The sequence below is a fragment of the Streptomyces sp. NPDC001514 genome (assembly GCF_053597075.1).
In genome coordinates this window covers 263,907-285,832 of sequence record NZ_JBSFHO010000005.1, presented here as the reverse complement: position 1 = coordinate 285,832, position 21,926 = coordinate 263,907, and the positions used below count along the sequence as shown (strand labels likewise).

Below are 21,926 nucleotides of genomic sequence, written 5' to 3'. Positions count from 1 at the left end.
GGAGCGGACCCGGACGGCAACCGCCAGGTACCGGGCACCCCCGACCACCCAGCCCGTCCGGCGCTTGAGGACGGACACCCCGGCCCACCCGGCGGTACCGGGTGCACACGACGGACGCCCTGGCCGCGCCCGCGGTACATGCGCGCACAGCCCGTCCGGCGTTTGAGGACGGACACCCCGGCCGGCGCCACGGGACCCAGGCGCCCGGATCACATCATCTGACGCCGCACCAGCTCGTGCAGACGTCCGCCCGTGTCCGCCAGCAGCTGGGCCGGCGGCCCCTCCTGCACCACGCGCCCCTCCGACATGACGACGACACGATCCGCGTCCATGACCGTCGACAGCCGGTGGGCGATCACCACCCGCGTCGCCCGCAGCGCGCGGGTGCTTTCGGTGACGATCCTCTGCGTCGCGTTGTCCAGCGCGCTCGTCGCCTCGTCGAAGAACAGCACCCGCGGGCGCCTGATGAGCGCCTGGGCGATCATCAGGCGCTGGCGCTGGCCACCGGAGACCGCGCCCGATCCGGCGATCATGGTCTGCATACCCATCGGCATCCGCCGGATGTCCTCGGCGAGGCCCGCCATCTCGGCCGCCTCCCACGCCTCTTCCTGCGTGAAGGGTTCGGCGCCGCAGATACAGTCCAGGATCGAGCCGGTGAAGGGCTGGGCGTTCTGCAGGACGACACCGCACTGGCGGCGCACGGCCGCCTGGTCGAGGGCGGCGAGGTCCTGGCCGTCGTAGAGCACGCTGCCCGACGAGGGCCTGTCGAAGCCGATGAGCAGGCGCAGCAGCGTGGACTTGCCGCAGCCGCTGGGGCCGACGATCGAGACGAACTCGCCCGGCCGCACGGTCAGTGACACGTCGTCGAGGACGAGCGGGCCGTCGTCGGTGTAACGGAAGGACAGCTTTCGTGCCTCGATCGCCCCGGACAGCGTCCCGGGCTGGGTGCTGGCCCCGCGGACCTCGGGCGCCTCGTCCAGCACCGGCTTGATCTGTTCGAACATCGGCAGTACGGCGGCGGCCGAGACGAGCGCACCCGTCAGCTGGGTCACCGACGCCAGCATCATCGTCACGGCGGTGTGGAAGGTCAGGAACTCGCCGGCCGTGAGGCTGCCGCGCGCCGGACCCGCCAGCAGCATGAACATGATGAGGGCGCAGAGAGGCAGGTAGACGGCGTCGAGGACCGTGGTCAGATTGCGGATCCGGCCCGCGCGCCGCTGCAGTTCGCGGCTGCGGGCGAACTGCTTCGCCCAGGCCGCGTACGCGAAGCTCTCGGCCGCCGCGACCCGGAGCTTCGGCAGCCCCCGCAGGGTCTGGAACGCCTGGTTGTTGAGCTTGTTGCCGAGCTCGACGAGGCGCCGCTGCCAACGGAGCTGCCACAGTCCGAGACCCAGGAACACGACCCCGATGACGATCAGCATCCCGATCGCCGCGAGCGCGAGCGGAACGCTGTACGCGAGCAGCAGCACCAGGTTCATCGCCCCGACCGTGCTCGCCTGGACGACCACGGGGCCGACCCCCGACAGCAGCCGGCGGATCGCGCTGATGCCCATCGCCGCGCTCGCCAGCTCTCCGGTGGAGCGCTCGGCGAAGAACTTCGTCGGCAGCCTCAGCAGCCGGTCCCACACGGCGGGCTGCAGCGTGCTCTCGATCCGGCCCTCCATGCGCAGGACGGTGAGGTTCTGCAGCAGCATGAACGCCGCGGAGACCACGCCGGCGACCATGACGGCCGCGGACACCTGCACGATGAGGCCGGCCTCCGCGTTCGGTACGTACACCCCGAGCACCTGACCGGTGGCGATCGGCACCAGCGCGCCGAGGGTGACCGTCACCAGGCCCGCGATCGCCAGATTGCGCACATCGAGCCGCGTGCCGCGGAGGCTGAAACGCATCAGCCGCCAGACGCTCATCGGCCGCTCGGGCAGCGGCCGGTAGAACATCACGGCACGCGGCTCGAACTCCTCCGCGTTGTCCTCGTCGATGCGGATCCGGCTGCCGGTCGCCGGGTTGACCGCCCGGTATCCGCCGCGCCGCCACAGCAGTGCGACCGGCGCGCCCGATTTGGCCCGGTGGCCCACCAGGGGGCCGCAGTTCTCCCGCCACCAGCTGCCGTAGAGGCGGACCGCACGGGTACGGATCCGGGAGGTGAGCGCGATGCGTTCGACCGGGCCTATCCGGTCGTCGACCGGGCTCCCCTGTCCGGCGCCCGCTGTGGGCTCCGCGAGCGTGATCCCGGCCGCCGACGCGACGAGCCGGCAGACGGCGTACGCCGCGTCGTCGGACGCGGCGGTCCCTCCCGCGGTCCGTGCGGAGGGGGTCCTGCGGGAGCGGCCGATGGACGCGAGCAGTGCCTGGTCGGCGCCCGCGCGCACCGCCTCGCCCGCTTTCAGGCCCGCCGCGGCCCGGTCCTCGTGGGCGCGTTCGAGGCGCTCGATCCAGCGGTCGAGTCCCGAAAGCAGCCGGAACTGCTGGTTGACCATCTGCTGCCACAGCGCGCCGTCGACGAGCAGGTCGGCGGCCGCCTCCGCGCTGAACGCGGCGCCGTACTGCACACTCCCGGGGAAGACCGGCAGCCACAGGATGTCGTCGTCGGTGACCGCTTCCTCGTCCGTCGTCCGCCCGTCCAGCGGTGCCTCGAACAGCACACGCTGGCCGCGCCCGACGCCGAGGGCGAAGGCGTGCTCCAGCAGGCTCAGCGTCCCGTCCTGGCTGTCGTACTGACTCTGGTACGGGCTCTGGTACGACCACTGGTCGGCGTACTCCTGCGGCCGGTACAGCTCCCGCAGCGGGATCCGGCGCAGCGCGCACCCCTGCAACGGCCTGCCGACCAGCGTGTGCTGAGGCCCCTCGACCGGGCCGAGCAGCAGCGTGCCCGCCTCCAGGCGGCCGAGGAAGTGCCAGTGTCCCTGCTGGGCCGCGTCGACCGCGAACAGATCGAGCGCCCCGCCCACGACGAGCCACAGCACCTGCGGCCCCTCCAGCGACATGCTGCGAAGGCCCGAGCAGTCGACCGGTGCACCGAGGCCGCCGAGCGCGGCGAGCACCATGTCGTCGGGGCCCGTGGGCGCAGGGTGCTGTACGGGGATCACCTCAGTGCTCCTTGACCAGTTCGGCGTACGCGCCCCCGCGTGCGACCAGCTCCTCGTGGCGCCCGCGCTCCACGACCGTGCCGTGGTCGAGCACCACGATCTCGTCGCTGTCGCGGACGGTGCTCAGCCGGTGGGCGATCACCACGCAGGCACAGCCGCGACGCCGCAGATTGTCGATGATGAGCTGTTCCGTCTCCGCGTCCAGGGCGCTGGTCACCTCGTCGAGGACGAGCACACTGGGCCGGCGCACCAGCGCCCGCGCGATCTCCAGGCGCTGCCGCTGCCCGCCGGAGAAGTTGCGGCCGTCCTGCTCGACCCGGCCGTGGATGCCGCCGGGCCGGCGGGCGACGACGTCGTACAGAGCCGCGTCCTTCAGCGCGTCGAGTACGGCCTCGTCCGGGATCGACGGATCCCACAGCGCGACGTTGTCCCGCACCGTGCCCTCGAAGAGGAAGACGTCCTGGTCGACGAAGGACACCGAGGCCGCGAGCGCGCCGCGGGGGATCTCGTCGAGGCGCCGGCCGTCGATCCGGATCGTCCCCTCCCACGGGCTGTAGAGCCCGGCGATGAGCCGCGAGACCGTGGACTTGCCGCTGCCCGAACCGCCGACGAGCGCGACCTGCTGCCCCGGACCGACCGCCAGGGAGAAGCCGGTGAGCAGCGGCTTGTCGAGCGGGCTGTAGCCGAAGGTGATGTCGTCCAGCGTGACGTGGCCCATGAGCCTGCGGGTGCTCGCGGGCGGCTCGCGGCGCGTGTACAGCGAGTCCGCGGGGAAGTTCTCGACGTCCTTGAGCCGGGCCACGTCGGCCGCGAAGTCCTGGATGCGGGACGCCATGCCGTTGAGGCGGGTGATCGGCGCCGTGAAGCGGGTCACCAGGGCCTGGAAGGCGACGAGCAGACCGATCGAGATATGACCCTCGACGGCGCGCAGCCCGCCGATCCACAGGATCAGCGCGCTGTTGAGCGTCGCGAGGGTCGGTGCGACGACGGCGAGGGCCGCGCTCGGCACCCCGAGCCGCTGCTGCTCCTCCAGCGTGGTCGCGTGCTGACCCGCCCAGCGGCGGAAGTAGCCGTTCTCGCCGCCGGTGGCCTTCATCGTCTCGATCAGCTGGATGCCGGTGTACGAGGTGTTCGTCAGCCGGGCGCTGTCCGCGCGCAGCTTCTGCGTACGGGTCGCCCGCAGCCGTACGACCACTCGCATCGCGACCACGTTGAGCAGCGCGATCAGCACGCCGACGACCGTGAGCTGGGGATCGTACGTCCACAGCAGGACCGCGTAGAGGATCACTACGATCCCGTCCACACCGAATGCGGTGAGGTCCCGGGCCAGTGTCTCGGCCACCGCGTCGTTGGACTGCAGCCGCTGGACGAGGTCGGCCGGGCTGCGCTGGGCGAAAAAGGTCACGGGGAGCCGCAGCAGGTGCCTGAAGAACCGGGCACTGCTCAGCGTCGACGAGATGATGCGGCCGCGCAGCAGGTTCGCCTGCTGCAGCCCGGTCAGCACGGCTGTCAGCGCGACCATGGCGGCCATCGACGCGAAGAGGACGCCCAGCAGGGAGGTCTGACGGCCCACCAGGAACATGTCGATGTACGTACGGCTCAGCGCGGGCAGCGCCGCGCCCACCGCGACGAGCAGCAGGCTGGCGAGCAGTGCGGCGAGCATCGTGCCGGTCGTGCCGCGCAGCCTGGCCGGGACGGAGCGCAGAACTCCGGGACGACGGCCGCCCTTGCGGAACCCGGCGCCGGGTTCGAGGACGAGGACCACACCCGTGAAGCTCGTGTCGAAGTCCTCCGTCGAGACGAAGCGGCGGCCCTTGTCGGGGTCGTTGATGTGCACGCCCCGGCGGCCGAAGCGGCGCCCCATGCCGTCGTAGACGACGTAGTGGTTGAACTCCCAGAAGAGGATGGCCGGCGCCTGCACTCCGGCGAGCGCGGCCGGCTCCATCTGCATGCCCTTGGCCTGCAGACCGTAGCTGCGGGCGGCCTTGAGGATGTTGCTGGCACGGGAGCCGTCGCGGGACACGCCGCAGGCGATGCGCAGCTCCTCGAGGGGCACGTGCCTGCCGTAGTGGCCGAGCACCATGGCGAGCGTGGCGGCGCCGCACTCCACCGCCTCCATCTGGAGCACGGTGGGCGTGCGGACGGCCTTCTGCTTCGCGGGCTTCTGCGGCTTCGGCGCGCGCCTCGGATTCGCGTGCGGCGCGCGGGTGCGGCGCCGGGTGGGGGAAGGGGCGCTCACGGCAGCAGCCAATCGATCGGACGCTGGTCGGCGAGGTGGACGGCACCGGTGGCCAGGGTCATGGAGCCGAGCGCGTACGGCGGCCCCTCCGCCGACGACCACGCGTAACCCGACTTCGTACGGGACGAACGCTCCAGCTGCACCAGAACCGGCACCGGCCGGCCCTGCTTCGAGAACTGGTCGGCGAGCTGACTGTCACCGAGGAACCCGGTGATCTGCCGGCGCGTCTGCGAGGTCCGGCCGACGGCCTTGACCCGGCCCCGCAGCACTCCGTACTGCTGTGCCGGCACGGACTGCACGGTGAGATCGACGCGGGCGCCGACGGGGACCGTCGAGCCGTTCTCGGCCGGGAGGTACAGCATCACCATCAGGGGAGCGTCGGCGTCGTCGGCCCGCTCGACGACCGCCACATCGGAACCGGTGGTGACGACGGCGCCGATGGTGGCGACGAGAGAGGTCAGGCGTCCCGCGGCGATGGTACGGACGATGGTGTCGCCCTCGTCGTCGCCCTCTCCCTGCGCCGTCTGCTCTGCCTGTCCGGTCTGCTCTGTCTGCTGGGTCCGGGTACGGACCTTCAGCAGCGGCGCACCGGCCGGCAGGCTTTTGCCCTCCTCGGCGAGTACTTCGGTGACCTGGCCCGCGACCGGACTCTGCAGGACATAACTGCCCTGCCCGTGCGTAAGAATGCCGGGCGCCCTGAGAGTGGACGAAACGGAACCGGCTACGGCCCAGAAACACGCGACCGCCATCGCGACAACGGTGACGGCCAGCACGAGCCGGCCCTGCGGCCGGGCGAAACGCACCGGCAAATCTATTTCTTCGGGAGATTGCAGCTTGGAAAGGGCCTTTTGGCGGAACTGCACGTAACTCTTCCCTCGACTGCATATGTCCGTGTCAGGGTATGATGACGCGGTGAGCCCCGGAACCTTGACCGTTCCGGGGCTCACTCATGCCGTCTCAGAGGCTGGTGGCGTAGCCCGTGAGAGCGGCCGAGTTGAGGCCGGCGAACGACTCGACGGCGCTGAGGGCGCCACCCGCGACCTGGGAGACCGGGGCGACAGAGTCGAGGGTGCCGGTGACGTTGCCGACCACAGCGCTGGCAGCGGCGCTGTGCAGACCGCCGGAGACGTTGTCGAGGTCGGCGTCGGAGATCTCAGCGGTCTCGACCTGGGGGGTGAAGTTCATGATGAAGCTTCCCTTCATGTGGATATTTCTCAAAGGCGACGGCCGGTCCCGCCGGAAAACGATCCGGCCGCGTGAGCGGGCGTGCGGACACCCAATGGACGGGCACCCTCGGTGCAACTCCCGCGGTGCGCAGGATCAAAGCACGCCGACGCGCTGCTCAGCCAATCGGACAGCCCCCCGTCAGGGCCTGATCGGTCATGGAATTAAGTTCACGTGCAGGCGCGTCCACGCCTCCGCGTCGACTTCTTCACAAGCTTCACGGGCCGAATTCCCTTTGGGTGGATCCGTGATGCGGCGTCGAATCGGACACTCCCGCCCCAATGGCCTGCCATGCCGCCAAGCCGACCGAGCGGGATGAGGGACGGTCAGCTGCCGTGCATCGGTTGAGTGTTCGGTGTGCAGGTTTGCGGAAGATAGCGTTCCAGCACTGCGCGGGACGAGGTGGCGGCGCCGCGACCCGGGGCCCCGGTCGGCCCCGCGCGCGGCGCGCCTCGGCGGTGGGGGAGCGGACCCGTGAAGGATCGGTTCCGTGAGAGACCGAGGATGGATCCGCTGTGTGGGAGGCACTCCATGACGACCCGACCCGACCCTTCGGAGCTGGAACGCGTCTGGGAGCTCCACACCAGTGGTGAGTTCAGCACGCTCGACGTCGACGCGACGATGGCCACGATGACGGACGCACCTGTGGTCCTCCATGTGCCGACGGCCATGGGCGCCCGCGGCCGGGAAGCCGTGCGCGACTTCTACAGGCGCTGGTTCATCGGACACAACCCCCCGGACTTCACCATCACACCGCTGACCCGCACCACTGGTCCCGGGCGCATCGTCGACGAAATGCTCGTCTCCTTCACCCATGACGTCGAGGTGCCCTGGATCCTGCCGACGGTCCCTCCGACCGGGCGGACCGTCAGCGTCGCCGTGATCGCGGTCGTGTCCTTCGACGGCTCCCTGATCTCGAGCGAACACATCTACTGGGACCAGGCATCGGTCCTTGCCCAGACCGGACTCATCGACCCAGGGACCCTCTCGCGGCTGCCCGTGGTCACCGACCAGCGCGCCACCCTCACCGACGGCGCACTGAACCGGCTGATGGGCGACGGCAACGCGTAGCTCGCCCCCTGGCCCTGGTCAGGGCTCCCCTCGCCGCCGCCTTCGTCAGAGGGCCGTCCCGAACGCCTGCGTCCACCACGGTCCGCCCGACGCGTCGTGGATGCCCACGCCGAGCTCCTTGAAGGAGCAGTTGAGGATGTTGGCGCGGTGGCCGGGGCTGTTCATCCAGGAGTCCATCACCGAGGCCGGAGTCTGCTGGCCCCTCGCGATGTTCTCGCCGTACGTGCTCCAGCGGTAGCCGGCCGCGGTGATGCGGTCGCCGGGGTCCTGGCCGTCCGGGTTGGTGTGGTCGAAGAAGTCGCGGGCCGCCATGTCGGCGGAGTGGTTGCCGGCCGCCGTGGCGAGCTTGTCGTCGGAGCTGACCGGGCCGCAGCCGGCCTTGGCGCGCTCGGCGTTGACCAGGGCGAGCACCTGCTGGGCGGCGCTGCTCGGCGTGGCCGGCGCCGGGTCCGGAGCCTTCGGGGTGGGCTTGGGCTTCGGCTTGGCCCTGGTCGGGCTCGGGGACGGCTTGGCCGTCGTCCTGCTGGGCGTGGGCGAGGGGGAGGGCGATGCGGAGAGCGTCGGGGAGGGGGACGGGCTCTGCGAGGCCGACGGGAGCACGGGGGAGGCCGGAGCGGCTGCCGTGGAGGGTGCCTCCTCGTCCGTGTCGGGACCGGTGAGGAGATGGACCGCACCGCCGCCGGTCACCAGCACGGCCACCGCGGCGGCCACGGCCGCGGTACGGCGGCGGCGCCGGGCCCGCTCCTGGCGGGCCTGGGTCCGGGCGGCGGGGTGAGCGGACGCGGGGGAGTGGGCGGGGATGTCGGCGGGGTCGTGGGCGGAGGCGGAAGAACGGGCGGGGTCGTGGGCGAAGGCCGTGGCCACCATGTCCGGCGCCGAGGTGAACACACCGAGCGACGCCGCCACCGGTACGAGCGCGAGACCCACCAGCAGCCCTTCGGCCGGGACCAGCCCGGACCAGTGGCCCGAGCAGACCGTGCAGTCGCGGGCGTGGCGGGCGATGCGCTTGCGCCAGAGGGCGGAGGGTATGCCGTCCCAGCCCGCGGCTATCGGCTCCAGGAGCACACAGCGCGGGTCGGCGGCCAGGGCGCGGACCACGACGCGGGCCGTCTCCAGCTGCGCCTTCATGCGTTGCACCCGTACGGCGGCGTGCTGCGGCGTCAGCTCCAGCGCGGTGGCGACCTCGGCCCGGGAGAGCTCCCCCGCGGCCTCCAGCCACCACAGGGACAGCAGCGCCCTGTCGTCCTCGTCCAGCCAGCGGGTGGCCTCGGCGGTCTCGCGGCGCTGGCCGGAGAGGCCGAGGCGGGTGATCGTCAGATCGACGAAGTCCGCGCCGGGGTCGACGACTTCGTACACGTCCTCCAGATCGCCGCCGACGGATATCGCCCCCGAGCGGCGCTCCCGCCAGTGGCCGCGTATCTGGTTCATGGTGATCGCGACCAGCCAGCTGCGGAAGCTGTCCGGGCTGCGCAGCCCGGACAGGTTGCCGAGGACGCGGAGCATCGTCTCCTGCACCACGTCGTCCACGTCCGCGTGGCCGTTCAAGGCCCGGCCGACGATGTTGTAGACCAGCGGAAGGTACGTGGCGACGAGACGGTCCTGCGCGTGCTGGTCGCCGGCCTGCGCGGCCATGATCATCCCGGCTTCGCGTTCACTGATCACGCTCTGTCCACTCTCTCTCGGTGCTGAGGCTGTCTCCTCCGACACTGGGGAGACGCTCGGCCCGCGCACCGATAACAGAAACCGGATGAGAAATCGGATAACTGTGCGCCGGAGCCTCAGGCAGCGGCAGTTCGGGCCGCCAGGCGCGCAGCACCGCCGCGGACGGGAAGAACAGCTCGGCGGGCAGTTCGTCCGTCAGGTGCCAGGCCCAGCGCACGATCTTGTCCGGCTCGGTGACGTCGGGCTCGCCCTCCACGCCCATGACCAGGCCCGCGGCCGAGATCCGTGGCATGCCCCGCTCGCTGTCCAGCACCACGGCAACGACACGTACGTCGTCGGCCGCGACCTGCAGCCCCGTCTCCTCGGCCAGCTCACGCGCCCCCGCCTGCTCGAAGCTCTCACCGGGGTCCACCTTGCCGCCGGGGAGCTCCCAGCGGCCGGAGTGGGCGAGGCCGAGGAGGATCCGGCCGCCCGGGTCGACGACGATCATGCCGATACCGGTCATCCCGTTGGGCGTGGGGAACGCCCGCGCGGGGTGTTCGCCCGGGGTGTGGCTCAGCGTGTGGCTCGGGGAGTGGGTCACCGTCGGCCTTCCGTGCGGTCGCGCCGCACCCGGCCGGGCGCGGCGGGCCCGATCGTACGGCGGTTGTACGGGTGGCCGCTGTGATGCACCCGGCATAGCGTGCTGTCGGGGACCCGACCGCGGAGGTACGACCATGAAGACGTCCCAGCCCGTCATCGGCGGACCCTGCTGGGCCGAGCTCGGCACCGGCGACATGGCGGCAGCCCAGGTCTTCTACGAGACGGTTTTCGGCTGGCGCATGGTGACCGACCCGCGGGCCGAGGCCGGCGGCTACACCATGGCGCGCCTCGGCGACGCGGCCGTCGCCGCGCTCACCCCCCTCTACCAGCCCGAGCAACCCACGGCCTGGACCATCTCCTTCGCCACGAAGGACACGGACGCCACCGCGACGGCGGTCACCGACGCGGGCGGCACGCTGCTCACCGGGCCGATGGACGTCTTCGAAGAAGGCCGGTTCGCCGTGGTCGCGGACCCCGAGGGCGCGGTCTTCTCGCTCTGGCAGGGCCGCAACTTCGCCGGTGCCGAACTGCTCAACGCGCCGGGTGCGCTGGGCTGGGTCGAACTGCTGACGCGTGATCCGGCCGAGGCGAAACGGTTCTACCGGGCGGTGTTCGGCTGGACCGTGAACGTGTCGGAGCACTACACGCAGTGGGGCGTCGACGGCAACGACTTCGGCGGCCTGCTGAAGATGGCCGACGAGCGCTTCCCGCCCGAAGTGCCCGCCCACTGGCTGCCGTACTTCCAGGTGACGGACGTCGACGCGGCCGCGCACACGGCGACCTCTGCGGGCGGCGGCGTACTGCTGGAGCCGGTCGAGATGGAGGACGGGCTGCGGTTCGCGGTGCTGCACGATCCGCAGGGCGCGCCGTTCGGGGTGCACAGGCTGCCGCAGACCGCGAAGGGCTGACCCGGCGGGCTGAACAGGGCGGGGCCGTCCGGGAGAGCCGACCCGGCGGCGGGCGCGGTCAGCGGAGCACGGTCGTGGGCCGGGCCGGCCCACCATCCCGGGGCCGCCATTCGCGGGGGTAGCCCACGGACACCTCGTGGAACGGCACCCCGTCGTGCCGGGTCGTCCGGGGAATGTGCAGATGCCCGTACACCATCGCCCGCGCCCGGTACCGGATGTGCCAGTCCGCGGTGTGCTCCGTTCCGCACCACAGCGCGAACTCCGGATACCGCAGCACGCGCGTCGGCTCGCGCACCAGCGGATAGTGGTTGACCAGCACCGTCGACAGCTCCGCCGGCACGGCGGCCAGCCGCGACTCCGTCAGCTCCAGCCGCGCCCGGCACCAGGCGTCGAGGCTCGGATACGGGTCGGGGTGCAGCAGGTGCTCGTCGGTGCAGACAACATGCGCGCGATGCGCCTGTGCCAGGGCCTCCTCCCGGGTGGCGGTGCCCTCCGGGCGGAAGGTGTAGTCGTACAGCAGGAACAGCGGCGCGACCGCGACTGATCGCCCGTCCTCGCCGGTCCAGACCGGATACGGATCCTCGGGCGTCACCACGCCGAGCTGCCTGCACAGCTGCACGAGCAGCTCGTAGCGCTCCACGCCGCGCGCCTGGACCTGGTCGGCGGAGACGGTCCACAGCTCGTGGTTCCCCGGCGCCCAGACGACCGTGGCGAACCGGTCGCGCAGCAGCCTCAGCGCCCATTCCACGTCCTGCACGAGGTCGCCGACATCTCCGGCGACCAGCAGCCAGTCGTCGTCGGAGCCGGGGCGCAGGGAGTCGACGTGCTTGCGGTTCTCGGGGTGGTTGACGTGCAGATCGCTGATGGCGAGCAGAGACATCGAACCCCCGTGAGTGGACAGCCTGCCGGACTCCTTCCACCGATCATCCCATCGCGGGGCTGCAACTGTCCGGCTCCGCCACCCCGTTGACCGGTCCGGCCTGTGCCGGGTGCCGCGTGCCGGGCGGAGCTGACGCCTGCGGCGAGCCTTTCCCCACCCCGCCCCTTCCCGACGGGGGTTCCGCCCCGGACCCCGTTCCGGGGCTCCGCCCCGTACCCCTCCTCCTACGCCCTGCGGGCGTGGGGACAGGCGGCTGGGTTTCGGGGCTGCGTCTCGGGTGCTTGCCCCTGTGCCCTGCAGGGCACCGTGAGGCCGGGATTCGGGGCTGTGCCCCGGGCTCCGGCCCCTGCGCCCTTCGAGCGGGGGGCGCCGGGACCGCTGCACGGACACGGTTCTGCCGCAGTCGCCGGATCGGCTCCAATGAAGCCCGTCCGGCGACTGAGGACGGACACGCCGGCCCACCGGACGGAAACCGGGGGCTCGGGGGCAAGGCCCCCGCTCACGCTCCCTGCGCGCTCCGGAGGTCGTAACTGGCCCACGCCGGCGCCGTTCCCGTGATCTGGCAGACCATCAGGTAGAGCGGGATCGGCGGGGTGTACGGGCTGGCGTCGTCGGGCCAGTGGATCAGGCGTGGCGCCGCGGTCGGCACGTATGCCCCGCGGGAGTAGTAGGCGGGAAGCGGCCAGGTCAGCTCGACGTCGGAGCCGGACGGCACGATCCACCACCACCAGTCCGTGTCCGCGTAGACACAGCCCGTGTGCGGCAGGCGCATCAGCATCCGCCGCCCGTGCCGTGCGGGCACCCCCACCGCGTCGTAACCCAGCGTGGCCGACAGGCCGGGCGGCACGTCCAGCCGCAGTGGCCCACCGCCCTGGTCCCGCCTGCGGGAGAGCAGGCCGGCCATCGTCCTCAGCACGAACGCCCCGCGTCGAGCGCCAGCTCGGCCCAGACGATACGGCCGGGACCCGGCCGGGCGTCGTGTGCTCCCCAGGCGCTGCTCACCGCGTCCACGATCAGCAGCCCGCGGCCGCGCTCGTCCTCGGAGATCCGGCACAGGCGCGGCTCGCCGGGCGGACAGCCCTGGTCCTGCACCGCTATGCGCAACTGGTCCTCCGCGTCGCGCAGTTCGCACAGGACGCGTTCGCTCGCGGTGTGCACGACGGCGTTCGTGAACAGTTCGGACGCGACCAGCGCGACCGTGTCGAGGGGGTCCCCGCCGATGCCCCATCGCTGCATCCGCTCCCGTATCAGCCGCCGGGCCCGTGCCACGGAGTCGGTGCGGCCTGGCAGCTCGAAGCCGAAGCGGCGAATCGCCGGAACCGCGGACACCGGAGCGTACGGATCGACGAGCTGGGGGCTGAGCGCGTTACCAGGAGCCACGACCAATCCTTCACGGTGGGGAAGCAGTGCCGAACATGCCTCTCCCCGGGCAGAGCGCGGCAGCCTCGTGAACTGGTTCACCGAGTCACTCTCCACCCGACGGCAACACTTGGCAAGAGGCACTCTGAAAATTGCAGAGTGTCGAGTTCTGGGGGAGAGTGGCATGGCACACTCGTCGTGACATCGAGAACAGCGCGCTGGGGAGGTCTGTAGTGAGCGAGCCGCGGTCCGCCCCCACAGTGGGACAGGTGGTTCTCGGCAAGCGACTGCAGGATCTGCGGGAGCGCGCCGGCCTCAAGCGCGAGGAGGCCGCCAAGGTTCTCCGAGTCGCCCCCGCCACCATCCGCCGGATGGAAATGGCCGAGGTAGCGCTGAAGATCCCCTACGTGCAGCTGCTGCTCAGGGCGTACGGCATCCCCGACGACGAGGCCGACGGCTTCGTGCAGCTCGCCGAGGAAGCCAACAGGCCGGGCTGGTGGCAGCGCTTCCATGACGTCCTGCCCGGCTGGTTCAGCATGTACGTCAGCCTGGAGGGTGCCGCCAGCCTCATCCGGGCCTACGAGCCCCACTTCGTCCCCGGACTGCTGCAGACCGAGGACTACGCGCGCGCCGTCATGCGCAGCGGTGCCCTCGGCGGCACGAGCGCCGATGACATCGAGCGGCACGTTGCCCTCCGCATGGAGAGACAGGCCCTGCTCACCAGAGCCGAGGCCCCCAGATTCTGGGTGATCGTCGACGAGACGGTGCTCCGCCGGCCGGCGGGCGGCCCGCAGGTGATGCGAGCACAGATCGACCGCCTGCTCGAAGCCACCGCGCTGCCGAACGTCACCCTTCAGGTCGCGGAGTTCGCGACAGGGCCGCACCCCGGCACGTACGGGCCGTTCGTCCTCTTCCGGTTCGCGGTGCCCGAGCTGCCCGACATGGTCTACAGCGAGTACCTGACCGGCGCGGTCTATCTCGACGCGCGTCCCGAGGTGGCCTCGCATCTGGAGGTCATGGACCGCATGGCGGCCCAGGCCGCCACCGCACAACGCACGAAGGACATCCTCCGGGGCGTCCGCAAGGAGCTGTGAATGGATCGCATATACAACGGCATGCCTGCCCGGGAGCTCGGCTCGGAGGGATGGCACAAGCCGTGGAGCGGCGGCAACGGCGGCAACTGCATCGAGGCCATGAAGCTGGCCGACGGCAGGGTCGCGGTGCGCCAGTCCGCCGACCCTGAAGGCCCCGCCCTCATCTACACCCACGGCGAGATCGCCGCTTTCATCCAAGGAGCCAAGGCCGGTCAGGCAGACTTCCTTCTGACGTGACCTGACCTGACCCGGGCTCAACATCCCGTGCAGTACGTGCTGTTCCGTTCGTCCTCTTGTCGCACCCACCCGTCGCAGACCCTTGGAGACGCCAGATGACCGGGCAAGACCCCGCCGCCGTACGGATCGACACCAGCAAGCCGCACCCGGCCCGGATGTACGACTGGTTCCTCGGCGGCAAGGACAACTACCCGGTCGACGAGGAGTTGGCCCAGCAACTCCTTGCCCTCGAACCACGCGGGCGCGACATGGCCAGGGTCAACCGGGCCTACATGCACCGTGCCACGCGCTGGCTCGGCAGGAACGGCGTGCGCCAGTACCTCGACATCGGCACCGGCATCCCCACCGAGCCCAATCTCCACCAGATAGCCCAGCAGGCCGCTCCCGAGTCCCGCGTCGTCTACTGCGACAACGACCCGATCGTGCTCGCCCACGCCGAGGCGTTGCTGCGCAGCACCCCCGAAGGCGCCACCGAGTACATCCAGGCCGACGCCCGCGAGCCCGAGGCGATCCTGGAGGCGGCCGGCAAGGTCCTCGACTTCTCGCAGCCCATCGCCCTGTCGATGCTCGCGCTGCTGCACTTCGTCGACGACGAGCACGGGGCGTACGAGCTGGTGGACCGGCTGGTCCAGCAGCTCGCACCCGGCAGCTACCTCGTGCTGTCCCACACGACGGGCGACTTCGACCCCGAGAAGGCGGCGCAGGCCCGTGCGATGTACAAGGCCCGCGGGCTGACCCTGCGCACCCGCTCCCGCGAGGAGTTCACGCGCTTCTTCGACGGTCTCGAGCTCGTCGAGCCCGGTGTCTCGCTGACCGCCGACTGGCACCCGGAGCTCGGTGAGGTCGTCGACGTCATGGGCGACGACCCCATTCCGGGCTACGCGGGCGTCGCGCACGTCAGCTGACGCCCCCTCCGGCAGGCAGCAGGGTGACGAGGAAGCTCGTCGCCCTGCTGATGTTTCCGGCCGCGTCGATCGTCCGGTGCTCGACCGTGTGGGTGCCGTGGTCGGGCGTGGCGTCGTCCCACGGCACGGCGCGCGGGGTGCCGAGCTTGCCGTAGACGAGATCGTCGATGACGGTGCCGCTCGGGGTGAAACGGAACGGTGCGTCCGCGTCGGTCGGCCAGCCGTAGTACGTGTACCAGCCGTCACCGTCCACCCGGAACTGCGAGACGACCGTGCCGGGTCGGTCGTCGCGCGCGGTCAGCCGCATCGTGAACGGCCCGTCGTAGACATACTCGGGCGGCCGGCCGGGCCGGTGCACCGTCCGCAGCGGCTCGGACAGCTCGTACGATCCGGCCGCCGGGGTCGCGTCCACGGTCCAGAGCAGCTCGGCGGGCGACCCGGCGATCCTGGCCGTGAGCCTGTGCGCCCCCGGGCCCAACCTCAGCGCGCCGAGGTCCAGATCGCGGTCGTTGCCGGGGTTCGCGACCGGCCGGCCGTCGAGGGACCAGCGGACGGCGTACGTCCGGTCACCGGGATGCGTCGTGTCGGCGTACACGACGGACGTGGACCCGACAGGTGTGCCGGTGGCCGTGCGGCCGGTGAACGCGGGCGGGACCGGGGTGTGGGTGGTCCGTACGGACGTGTCGACCGTCCAGCTCACGGTGCGCGTCAGCGCGTCCGATGCGCGGATCGCGGGGTCGCGGACGAACGGGGTCGGGTCGCTGACCGTCGCGGTGAGGGTGTGCGTGCCCCGGCCGATGCCGAAGCGGCGCAGATCGAGCGTACGGGCGCCGTCGGCGTGCCGCAGCGGGCGGCCGTCGAGCCGCCAGACGACATCGAGTTCGCCGCCGACCGGGTGCAGGGTGTCCACCCACACCGTCCGGTCGGCACCGATCGGGGCGTTGGCCGGGGTGTGCTCCTGGACCAGGTTCACCTTCGCCGAGATCGCGCGGACCATCACCTCCCGCTCCACCTGGTCGAAGCCATAGCCCAGGGTCTTCATGATCGAGTGCTTGCTGGGGCGCCAGACACCCTTGGTGCTGTACATCCCGCCCTCGTGGCGGCCGATGACCCCGCCGGACTCGCTCTTCTCGCCCAGCCAGCGCCACCACTTCGCCCGCTGGTCGCGCATCTCCTGCTCGGTGAGGAGGGTGTGGTGCACGGAGGCGGGCTCGCCCCCGGTGTAAGCACCGCCAGGGACGCCGCGGCCGTAGTAGTCGTACTCGTCCTGGAGCTTGCCGAGTGAGTGGCCTATCTCGTGCGGGGTGATGAGGGAGGAGAGGGCGTTGCCGCCGGACGCGGTGGCGTACGTACCGCCCGCGCCGCCGTAGGTGTCGCTGTTCGCGAGCGCCACGATCTGGCGGTTGGCGCTCGTCGTACCGGTGACCAGATCCGCGAGCGCGGTCGCGGCGCCGCTGTCGACGGTGAGCAGGCGCTGCACACTGGCCGGATTGCAACCGCCCCAGAAGCCCATGTTCAGCGGGGTGTCCCGGCGAGGCGCGTCCAGCGACGGATCACAGTCGACGCCCGATTCGGGGGACGGCACCTCGACCGCCCAGACGTTGATGTACGAGCGGTACGAGGCGAACGGCTCGGTGCTCCACAGCACATTGAGGTGCTTGTCGACGTCCGAGCGGAACTCGTCCATGCCGGCGGCGGTGTAGCCGTCGCCGAGGACGACGAGATTGAAGCGCTTGTCGGCCGGGCCCGTGGTCTGAACGGGGACGACGGTGGCGCTCTCGGTCACCGGCTCGGCGGCCGACGCCGATGCGGAGGGCGGCGCGCCGACGCCGAGGAGACCGGAGAGGAGCAGGGCGCCCGCGGTGGCGAGCGCCACGGCTCTGGGAAAGCGTATGCCGGAGGTGTCCATGGGGCGCGAGCGTAGGACCGCGTTCAACGGGCCGTAAAGACAGCAGAGTTGGCCATGAGTCCGGTCGGCAGCCCCTCAACGCCGCGAAACGGCGGTGCCGTTCAGGTCGTCCGGCGCGGGGCGCGGACCGGCCAGGACAGTTTTCTGGGCCACGGATCCGCGCGGATGGTCGCCCAGGGCGAGACTGAGCGCCGCGTCGAGGCCCAGCTGTGCCCCCTCGTTGAACGCGGTCTCGTAGGCGCGGTCGCCGATGAGTCCTCTGGCCCGCTGCTCGCACAGGTCGCGTGCTGCCCGCAGTTCGGGGGAACCGAACTGCGACGGTCCGGATACCTGCCAGATCTGGCGGCTGACCGCCAGGAGCCGGGCGGCGTGGTCCGCGCTGCCGGCCGCCAGTGCCGCCTGTGCGAGCGTGTCGATGCACATCGCCATGCCCAGCGTGTCACCCAGCTGGTGCTTCACCGTGAGGGAGGCCCTGGCATGGGCGATTGCCGACTCGACATCGCCGCGGGCGAGATCGACCGAGCTGCGGATGCTGTCGCCCCAGGCCCGGGTCCACACCTCGCCGTGGGCTTCGCTCAGCGTCCGCTGCTCCTCCAGGGCGGCGACGGCCGCCTCGAGTTCGCCGCGCAGCAGCAGGACGAAGCCGTGGCCGATCAGGGACATCGCCAGGCCACTGTCACCGTGTGCCACGTCCCGCTGTCGGCGCACCCCGTCGGCAGTGTGGAAGGCCGCTCGGTCGAGGTCACCGCGCAGGGCCGCGGCCGTACCGAGCAGTTGCCCCGCGAAGGCCAGGGCGACCGGGTTGTCCTCCTGCGCGGCAAGCACTTGGCACTCGGTGGCCAGACGGGCGACGGTGTCGACGTCGCCCTGCCCCATCGCGACGTGACCGCAGGCCCAGAGGGCCTTGAGCCGGACCGGGCCCGGTTCACGGCACAGCCCGAGCATGCGGTCGAGGTAGTGCCGCCCCTCCACGAGGAACCCGCAGGCCGTCCAGAACCACCACAGCGTCGCGGCCAGCTCCAGTCCAGTGCGGTGCTCCCCGGGCCGGGCGAGGCAGAACTCCAGCGCCGAGCGGATGTTGGCGATCCTCCACACGGTGCGCCAGATCGGCACAGTGGTCCCGGTGGCGCACCCGCAGGCGCTCCTGCTCGCCGCGCCGCTCCAGGCATTCGGCACCGTACTCGCGCATGGTGTCCAGAAGCCGCAGACGCACGCCGCAGGAATCCTCCTCACGCAGCAGAATCGATTTGTCCACGAGGTTCCAGAGCAGCTCCGCGACGGCATCCCGAGGGACCTCCTGGTCGCAGCAGACGGACTCCACCGCTTCGAGGTCGAAGCTGCCCGAGAACACCGACAGACGCGCCCACAGCAGGCGTTCCTGGGGGGAGCACAGCTGGTGGCTCCACTCCACGGCGGTGCGCAGAGTCTGGTGCCGGGGCAGTGCCGTGCGCCGACCGCGGGTGAGCAGTGCGAAACGATCGTCGAGGCGCTCCAGGATCTGCTCCACGGACATCGCTCTCAGCCGTACGGCCGCCAGTTCGAGCGCCAGCGGTATGCCGTCGAGGAGGGCACAGAGCCGGGTGACCACCTCGCGGTTGTTCGGGCCGACGGTGAATCTCTGGTCCACCGCGCGGGCCCGCTCGACGAAGAGATCGACCCCGTCGTACGGTGCGTCGGCCGGTGCGGGAGGACCGGGCCGCGGTACTGAAAGGGGCGGCAGCACGTAGATCTGCTCCCCCGCGACGCCGAGCGACTCCCTGCTCGTGGCAAGCACACGTACCCGTGGCGCACTGCGCAGAAGCGCCTCGGCGAGCAGGGCACAGGTATCGATCACATGCTCGCAGGTGTCCAGTACCAGCAGGAACCGCTTCGCGACGAGGTGTTCGCACAGGAGTTGCGTGGGAGAGCACAGGCTCTGGTCGTGCAGGTCCAAAGCCTGTGCCACCGCGTGGGCCACCATGTCCGGATCGTGCACCGAGGACAGCTCGACCAGTTGGACGCCATCGGGAAACTCGGCCTGGACCTCGCCCGCCAGGCGCACTGCCAGCCGGGTCTTGCCGACACCGCCCACTCCGGTCACGGTCACCAACCGGGACGCCCTGAGCAGCCGGGCGGCTTCGGCAAGCTCGTTGTGCCGTCCGACGAAACTGGTGACCTCGGCCGGTACTCCGCCCGACCGCCATCGCGCGGGCGCCGAGGCGCCGCGGTCCGCTTCTCGGCCGGATGGCCGCGCCTGCCCGTCCGCGGCGGGGGCGCTCCCCTGCTCCCGCCGTACGAGACCGGTCACCTCGCCGGTCCGCTCGCGGGTCGGTTCTGCCTTGGCCGAGTCCACCGCCCCTACGAGCGCCAACGGCCCTGCCGCACGAGGCCCGGTCGCCGGCAGCAGGTCTCGGACGGGTCCGGTTGTCAGCACCAGCCCGTCGTCCTCGCGCAGCATCGCCTCGTGCAGGCTCCTGAGCGCCTCGCCGGGCTCGATGCCGAGCTGATCCCGCAGCAGTGCAGCGGTCTCCCGGAACACTTCCAGGGCCTCGGCGCGGCGTTCACTGCCGTACAGCGCGCGCATGAGCTGGCCACGGAGCCCCTCCCGATACGGGTGCGACCGCACCAGGACCGCCAGCTCCGTGGCCAACTCCCCGTATCTGCACAGTTTCAGCTCGACCTCGGCGCACTCCTCGTACGCCTGGACGCGCCGCCCATCGAGATGGTCGGCCTCGGCGGCGACCGGCGCGCCATCCCGGACGCCGTCGAAGGCAGGCCCGCGCCACAGCGAGAGCGCTCGCCGGAACAGTCCGCTCGCCCGTTCCAGGTCGTCGGACCAGCAGGCGAGCCGAGCCTGCTCGGCCAGGTCGGTGAAGCGCAGCGCGTCCAGCTCTCCGCTGTGGGCGGTGAGCGTGTAACCGAGCGCGTTGTGTACCAACCGCTTCTCGTCACCGAGTTCACGCCGCAGCCGGTGCACGTACACCTGCATCGTCTTGCGCGCGCTGCGGGGCGGCCGACCGTCCCACAGCGCATCCACGATGTCCGGGACCGGCACGGGCCTGCCGGCCCGGCTCAGCAGCACGGCCAGCAGCCGGCGCAGCATGGGTGCCGCCAAGGCCAGCTCTCGGCCGTTGCGATGGACGGTCAGCGGCCCGAGGACAGCGAACTCGATCAAGTATCCCCCCGTCTCGTTCACGCAGCCTCTCCCCCCAAGAGCCCCGGAGACGGCTCGCGCAGCGTGCCCGAGCTGTGATGTACCGGTCAAGAGTTCGCGGCGATTCGGTGCAACCGTCGTGCGCAACCACGGCGCTACCGCCGTGCAGTCGGCCTGGCCGAAGGTGATGGCACGGCCGGGTGGGCGGACAGCGCCTGCCCATTCGACAACTCAAGTGGGGGACCCATGAACCGATCCGTCATCGCCGGCGCACTCGCGCTCGCCTCCGCCGCGACCTGTCTGGTGCTCGCTCCCGCGGCGTCCGCCGCCACGCAGGCCTGCGTGACCACGACCCTGACCACCGGGCTTCTCAAGGAAGGCACCACCGCCCTCAAGTCGGCCACCAGCTCGTGCGGCGACCTCAACCTCACCTACTCGGACGACAAGTCGTCAGCAGGCTGGGACTTCTACGCCGGCCGCCTCCGCCGCTCCGACGGCAGCTGGTTCACGTGCGCGCGGGGATACGCGAATGAGGATCCCTACATCCCCGTCTACGACGGATCCCACAGCATCAACGACTCCAAGTACTGGCTGTGCACCGATGTCAACGACAACACCCGGTTCGGGGTGGCGAGCTATTGGGACGGCGGCGACGTCGTCAAGATCACCCACTGACACCGGCCCTGCACTCGCCGGGGGTGCCGTCGCGGGTTGGCGGCACCCCCGCCACCTCGAGGACAGGAGTGACCCGATGATCCGTCCGGCGAGCCCGCGCCGGCTCGTGGCGCGCACCGCCGCGGCGGCGGCCACCTTTCTGCTCGCCGTCGCCTGCTCGACCGGTCCAGGCCCGTCGGGCAGCACGTCGCCCGCGCCCGACACCCCCGCCCGCGTCACCTACGCCCCGCCGGACGACCCCGTACGCATGCTCTTCCCCACGACAGGTGCCGAAACCCGCTGGACCCAGGGACTGGACGTCTTCGGGCAACAGGTGGCCCGCACCGTCGCGGCCTCCTGCGCGCGCGACAGCGGCATCGGCCTGCCCGACCAGGCCCCGCCCGCGTTCATCCCCTTCTCCGGTGTTCCCGACCTGGAGTTCCTTGCCCAGCACGGTTTCGGCTACAGTGCCGAGGTCCCCGACCCCGCGTCGAGCCCTGCCCCGAGCCGTTCCGGCAGTCCCGCAGAAGTACGCCGTTGCCTGGACGAAGGCGCCTCGGCCGCCCGCCTGACGCGCGATGCCTACGCCCCATTCCAGAGACTGTGGTTCCGGGAACTCGCCTCGCTGCGCCGCGATCCCGCCACGATCCGTGCCTTCGGCGCCCTGCCCGGCTGTCTCGCCGAACACGGTTTCCAAGTCCGTGACGAGGACAGTTTCCTCGGCCTCGTCGACTCCCGCCTGCTTTCTGCTGATTCCGCCGACTTCTCGCACGTCAACCGCGAACTCGGCCGTGCTTACGCGTCCTGCATGCGCCCGGTCGAGGCCGTTCGTGAACCGGCTCGCCTGCGCCTGCGCACGCGCTTCCTCACCGACCATGCCGACCAGGTCCGCGAGCTGCGAAAGAATCTGTTCCCGTCACTCCACCGTGCCGAGCAACGGTACGGCGTCCGCCTCATCTTCCCCGCGCCCTGACCGTGCG

19 protein-coding genes are annotated in these 21,926 nt (G+C 71.1%); 7 read left to right on the top strand and 12 right to left on the bottom strand.

What is annotated here, in order from left to right:
- Positions 1-209: 209 nt before the first annotated feature.
- The 4 genes from ACWCXB_RS08990 to ACWCXB_RS08975 all read right to left on the bottom strand — a co-directional run bounded on the left by ACWCXB_RS08990 (position 210) and on the right by ACWCXB_RS08975 (position 6,513).
- Complete coding sequence (locus ACWCXB_RS08990) at positions 210-3,047, bottom strand: NHLP bacteriocin export ABC transporter permease/ATPase subunit (protein WP_450720590.1); 2,838 nt, start codon at positions 3,045-3,047, stop codon at positions 210-212.
- A 43-nt stretch (positions 3,048-3,090) separates the two neighbouring features.
- A complete protein-coding gene (locus ACWCXB_RS08985) occupies positions 3,091-5,208 on the bottom strand; it encodes an NHLP family bacteriocin export ABC transporter peptidase/permease/ATPase subunit (RefSeq protein WP_450720589.1) in 2,118 nt (705 codons plus the stop codon).
- 116 nt (positions 5,209-5,324) lie between these two features.
- Entirely contained in the window at positions 5,325-6,191 is an 867-nt protein-coding gene (locus tag ACWCXB_RS08980; RefSeq protein ID WP_450720556.1) for an HlyD family efflux transporter periplasmic adaptor subunit, read from the bottom strand.
- A 94-nt stretch (positions 6,192-6,285) separates the two neighbouring features.
- Positions 6,286-6,513, bottom strand: coding sequence for a type A2 lantipeptide (locus ACWCXB_RS08975; protein WP_450720554.1), 228 nt, complete (start codon positions 6,511-6,513; stop codon positions 6,286-6,288).
- Between the two features lie 570 nt (positions 6,514-7,083).
- Here ACWCXB_RS08975 and ACWCXB_RS08970 point away from each other — a divergent pair.
- Positions 7,084-7,623, top strand: a complete 540-nt coding sequence (locus ACWCXB_RS08970) for a nuclear transport factor 2 family protein (protein WP_450720552.1) — start codon at positions 7,084-7,086, stop codon at positions 7,621-7,623.
- Between the two features lie 45 nt (positions 7,624-7,668).
- On the opposite strand, the gene ACWCXB_RS08965 is transcribed toward ACWCXB_RS08970, so the two are convergent.
- Together ACWCXB_RS08965 and ACWCXB_RS08960 are read right to left on the bottom strand one after the other, a co-directional pair.
- Complete coding sequence (locus tag ACWCXB_RS08965) at positions 7,669-9,285, bottom strand: sigma-70 family RNA polymerase sigma factor (RefSeq protein ID WP_450720550.1); 1,617 nt, start codon at positions 9,283-9,285, stop codon at positions 7,669-7,671.
- On the bottom strand, positions 9,275-9,868 hold the full coding sequence (locus tag ACWCXB_RS08960) for a nucleotide triphosphate diphosphatase NUDT15 (RefSeq protein ID WP_450720548.1): 594 nt from the start codon (positions 9,866-9,868) through the stop codon (positions 9,275-9,277). The genes ACWCXB_RS08965 and ACWCXB_RS08960 overlap by 11 nt, the downstream gene beginning before the upstream one ends.
- Positions 9,869-10,001: 133 nt before the next feature.
- On the opposite strand from ACWCXB_RS08960, the gene ACWCXB_RS08955 reads away from it, so the two are divergent.
- Entirely contained in the window at positions 10,002-10,775 is a 774-nt protein-coding gene (locus ACWCXB_RS08955) for a VOC family protein (protein WP_450720546.1), read from the top strand.
- A gap of 58 nt (positions 10,776-10,833) precedes the next feature.
- On the opposite strand, the gene ACWCXB_RS08950 is transcribed toward ACWCXB_RS08955, so the two are convergent.
- From ACWCXB_RS08950 to ACWCXB_RS08940, 3 genes are all read right to left on the bottom strand, one after another.
- Positions 10,834-11,655, bottom strand: coding sequence for a metallophosphoesterase family protein (locus ACWCXB_RS08950; protein ID WP_450720544.1), 822 nt, complete (start codon positions 11,653-11,655; stop codon positions 10,834-10,836).
- Between the two features lie 499 nt (positions 11,656-12,154).
- Positions 12,155-12,559 carry a hypothetical protein gene (locus ACWCXB_RS08945; protein ID WP_450720587.1) on the bottom strand — a complete coding sequence of 135 codons (405 nt, stop codon included), beginning with the start codon at positions 12,557-12,559 and terminating at the stop codon, positions 12,155-12,157.
- 5 nt (positions 12,560-12,564) lie between these two features.
- Positions 12,565-13,035, bottom strand: coding sequence for an ATP-binding protein (locus ACWCXB_RS08940; RefSeq protein ID WP_450720542.1), 471 nt, complete (start codon positions 13,033-13,035; stop codon positions 12,565-12,567).
- Positions 13,036-13,247: 212 nt separating this feature from the next.
- On the opposite strand from ACWCXB_RS08940, the gene ACWCXB_RS08935 reads away from it, so the two are divergent.
- From ACWCXB_RS08935 to ACWCXB_RS08925, 3 genes are all read left to right on the top strand, one after another.
- Positions 13,248-14,108 carry a helix-turn-helix domain-containing protein gene (locus ACWCXB_RS08935; RefSeq protein ID WP_450720540.1) on the top strand — a complete coding sequence of 287 codons (861 nt, stop codon included), beginning with the start codon at positions 13,248-13,250 and terminating at the stop codon, positions 14,106-14,108.
- Positions 14,109-14,345: a DUF397 domain-containing protein gene (locus ACWCXB_RS08930; protein ID WP_384237117.1), complete on the top strand. Its 237-nt coding sequence runs from the start codon at positions 14,109-14,111 to the stop codon at positions 14,343-14,345.
- A gap of 95 nt (positions 14,346-14,440) precedes the next feature.
- Positions 14,441-15,250, top strand: coding sequence for an SAM-dependent methyltransferase (locus tag ACWCXB_RS08925; RefSeq protein ID WP_450720538.1), 810 nt, complete (start codon positions 14,441-14,443; stop codon positions 15,248-15,250).
- On the opposite strand, the gene ACWCXB_RS08920 is transcribed toward ACWCXB_RS08925, so the two are convergent.
- From ACWCXB_RS08920 to ACWCXB_RS08910, 3 genes are all read right to left on the bottom strand, one after another.
- The gene (locus ACWCXB_RS08920) at positions 15,243-17,159 is read right to left on the bottom strand and encodes a M64 family metallopeptidase (protein ID WP_450720536.1); all 1,917 of its coding nucleotides are present in this window, start codon (positions 17,157-17,159) and stop codon (positions 15,243-15,245) included. The genes ACWCXB_RS08925 and ACWCXB_RS08920 overlap by 8 nt on opposite strands.
- Positions 17,160-17,234: 75 nt before the next feature.
- Entirely contained in the window at positions 17,235-18,104 is an 870-nt protein-coding gene (locus ACWCXB_RS08915; RefSeq protein WP_450720534.1) for a hypothetical protein, read from the bottom strand.
- Positions 18,085-20,334: an AfsR/SARP family transcriptional regulator gene (locus ACWCXB_RS08910; protein ID WP_450720532.1), complete on the bottom strand. Its 2,250-nt coding sequence runs from the start codon at positions 20,332-20,334 to the stop codon at positions 18,085-18,087. Before ACWCXB_RS08910 ends, ACWCXB_RS08915 begins: the two co-directional genes overlap by 20 nt.
- Before the next feature lie 204 nt (positions 20,335-20,538).
- Here ACWCXB_RS08910 and ACWCXB_RS08905 point away from each other — a divergent pair, with 204 nt between their 5' ends.
- Positions 20,539-20,967 (top strand): hypothetical protein, encoded by a 429-nt coding sequence (locus ACWCXB_RS08905; protein WP_450720530.1) that lies wholly within the window; start codon positions 20,539-20,541, stop codon positions 20,965-20,967.
- 76 nt (positions 20,968-21,043) lie between these two features.
- Complete coding sequence (locus ACWCXB_RS08900; RefSeq protein WP_450720528.1) at positions 21,044-21,919, top strand: hypothetical protein; 876 nt, start codon at positions 21,044-21,046, stop codon at positions 21,917-21,919.
- Positions 21,920-21,926 lie beyond the last annotated feature (7 nt).

What these genes read in the sequence shown, in the direction of transcription:
- ACWCXB_RS08985 (WP_450720589.1), bottom strand. Translation starts at nt 5,208, where the DNA reads ATGGAGGCGGTGGAGTGCGGCGCCGCCACGCTCGCCATGGTGCTCGGC.
- ACWCXB_RS08915 (WP_450720534.1), bottom strand. Translation starts at nt 18,104, where the DNA reads ATGCTCGGGCTGTGCCGTGAACCGGGCCCGGTCCGGCTCAAGGCCCTC.
- ACWCXB_RS08925 (WP_450720538.1), top strand. Translation starts at nt 14,441, where the DNA reads ATGACCGGGCAAGACCCCGCCGCCGTACGGATCGACACCAGCAAGCCG.
- ACWCXB_RS08930 (WP_384237117.1), top strand. Translation starts at nt 14,109, where the DNA reads ATGGATCGCATATACAACGGCATGCCTGCCCGGGAGCTCGGCTCGGAG.
- ACWCXB_RS08900 (WP_450720528.1), top strand. Translation starts at nt 21,044, where the DNA reads ATGATCCGTCCGGCGAGCCCGCGCCGGCTCGTGGCGCGCACCGCCGCG.
- ACWCXB_RS08990 (WP_450720590.1), bottom strand. Translation starts at nt 3,047, where the DNA reads ATGGTGCTCGCCGCGCTCGGCGGCCTCGGTGCACCGGTCGACTGCTCG.
- ACWCXB_RS08920 (WP_450720536.1), bottom strand. Translation starts at nt 17,159, where the DNA reads ATGGACACCTCCGGCATACGCTTTCCCAGAGCCGTGGCGCTCGCCACC.
- ACWCXB_RS08905 (WP_450720530.1), top strand. Translation starts at nt 20,539, where the DNA reads ATGAACCGATCCGTCATCGCCGGCGCACTCGCGCTCGCCTCCGCCGCG.
- ACWCXB_RS08975 (WP_450720554.1), bottom strand. Translation starts at nt 6,513, where the DNA reads ATGAACTTCACCCCCCAGGTCGAGACCGCTGAGATCTCCGACGCCGAC.
- ACWCXB_RS08970 (WP_450720552.1), top strand. Translation starts at nt 7,084, where the DNA reads ATGACGACCCGACCCGACCCTTCGGAGCTGGAACGCGTCTGGGAGCTC.
- ACWCXB_RS08955 (WP_450720546.1), top strand. Translation starts at nt 10,002, where the DNA reads ATGAAGACGTCCCAGCCCGTCATCGGCGGACCCTGCTGGGCCGAGCTC.
- ACWCXB_RS08950 (WP_450720544.1), bottom strand. Translation starts at nt 11,655, where the DNA reads ATGTCTCTGCTCGCCATCAGCGATCTGCACGTCAACCACCCCGAGAAC.
- ACWCXB_RS08945 (WP_450720587.1), bottom strand. Translation starts at nt 12,559, where the DNA reads ATGGCCGGCCTGCTCTCCCGCAGGCGGGACCAGGGCGGTGGGCCACTG.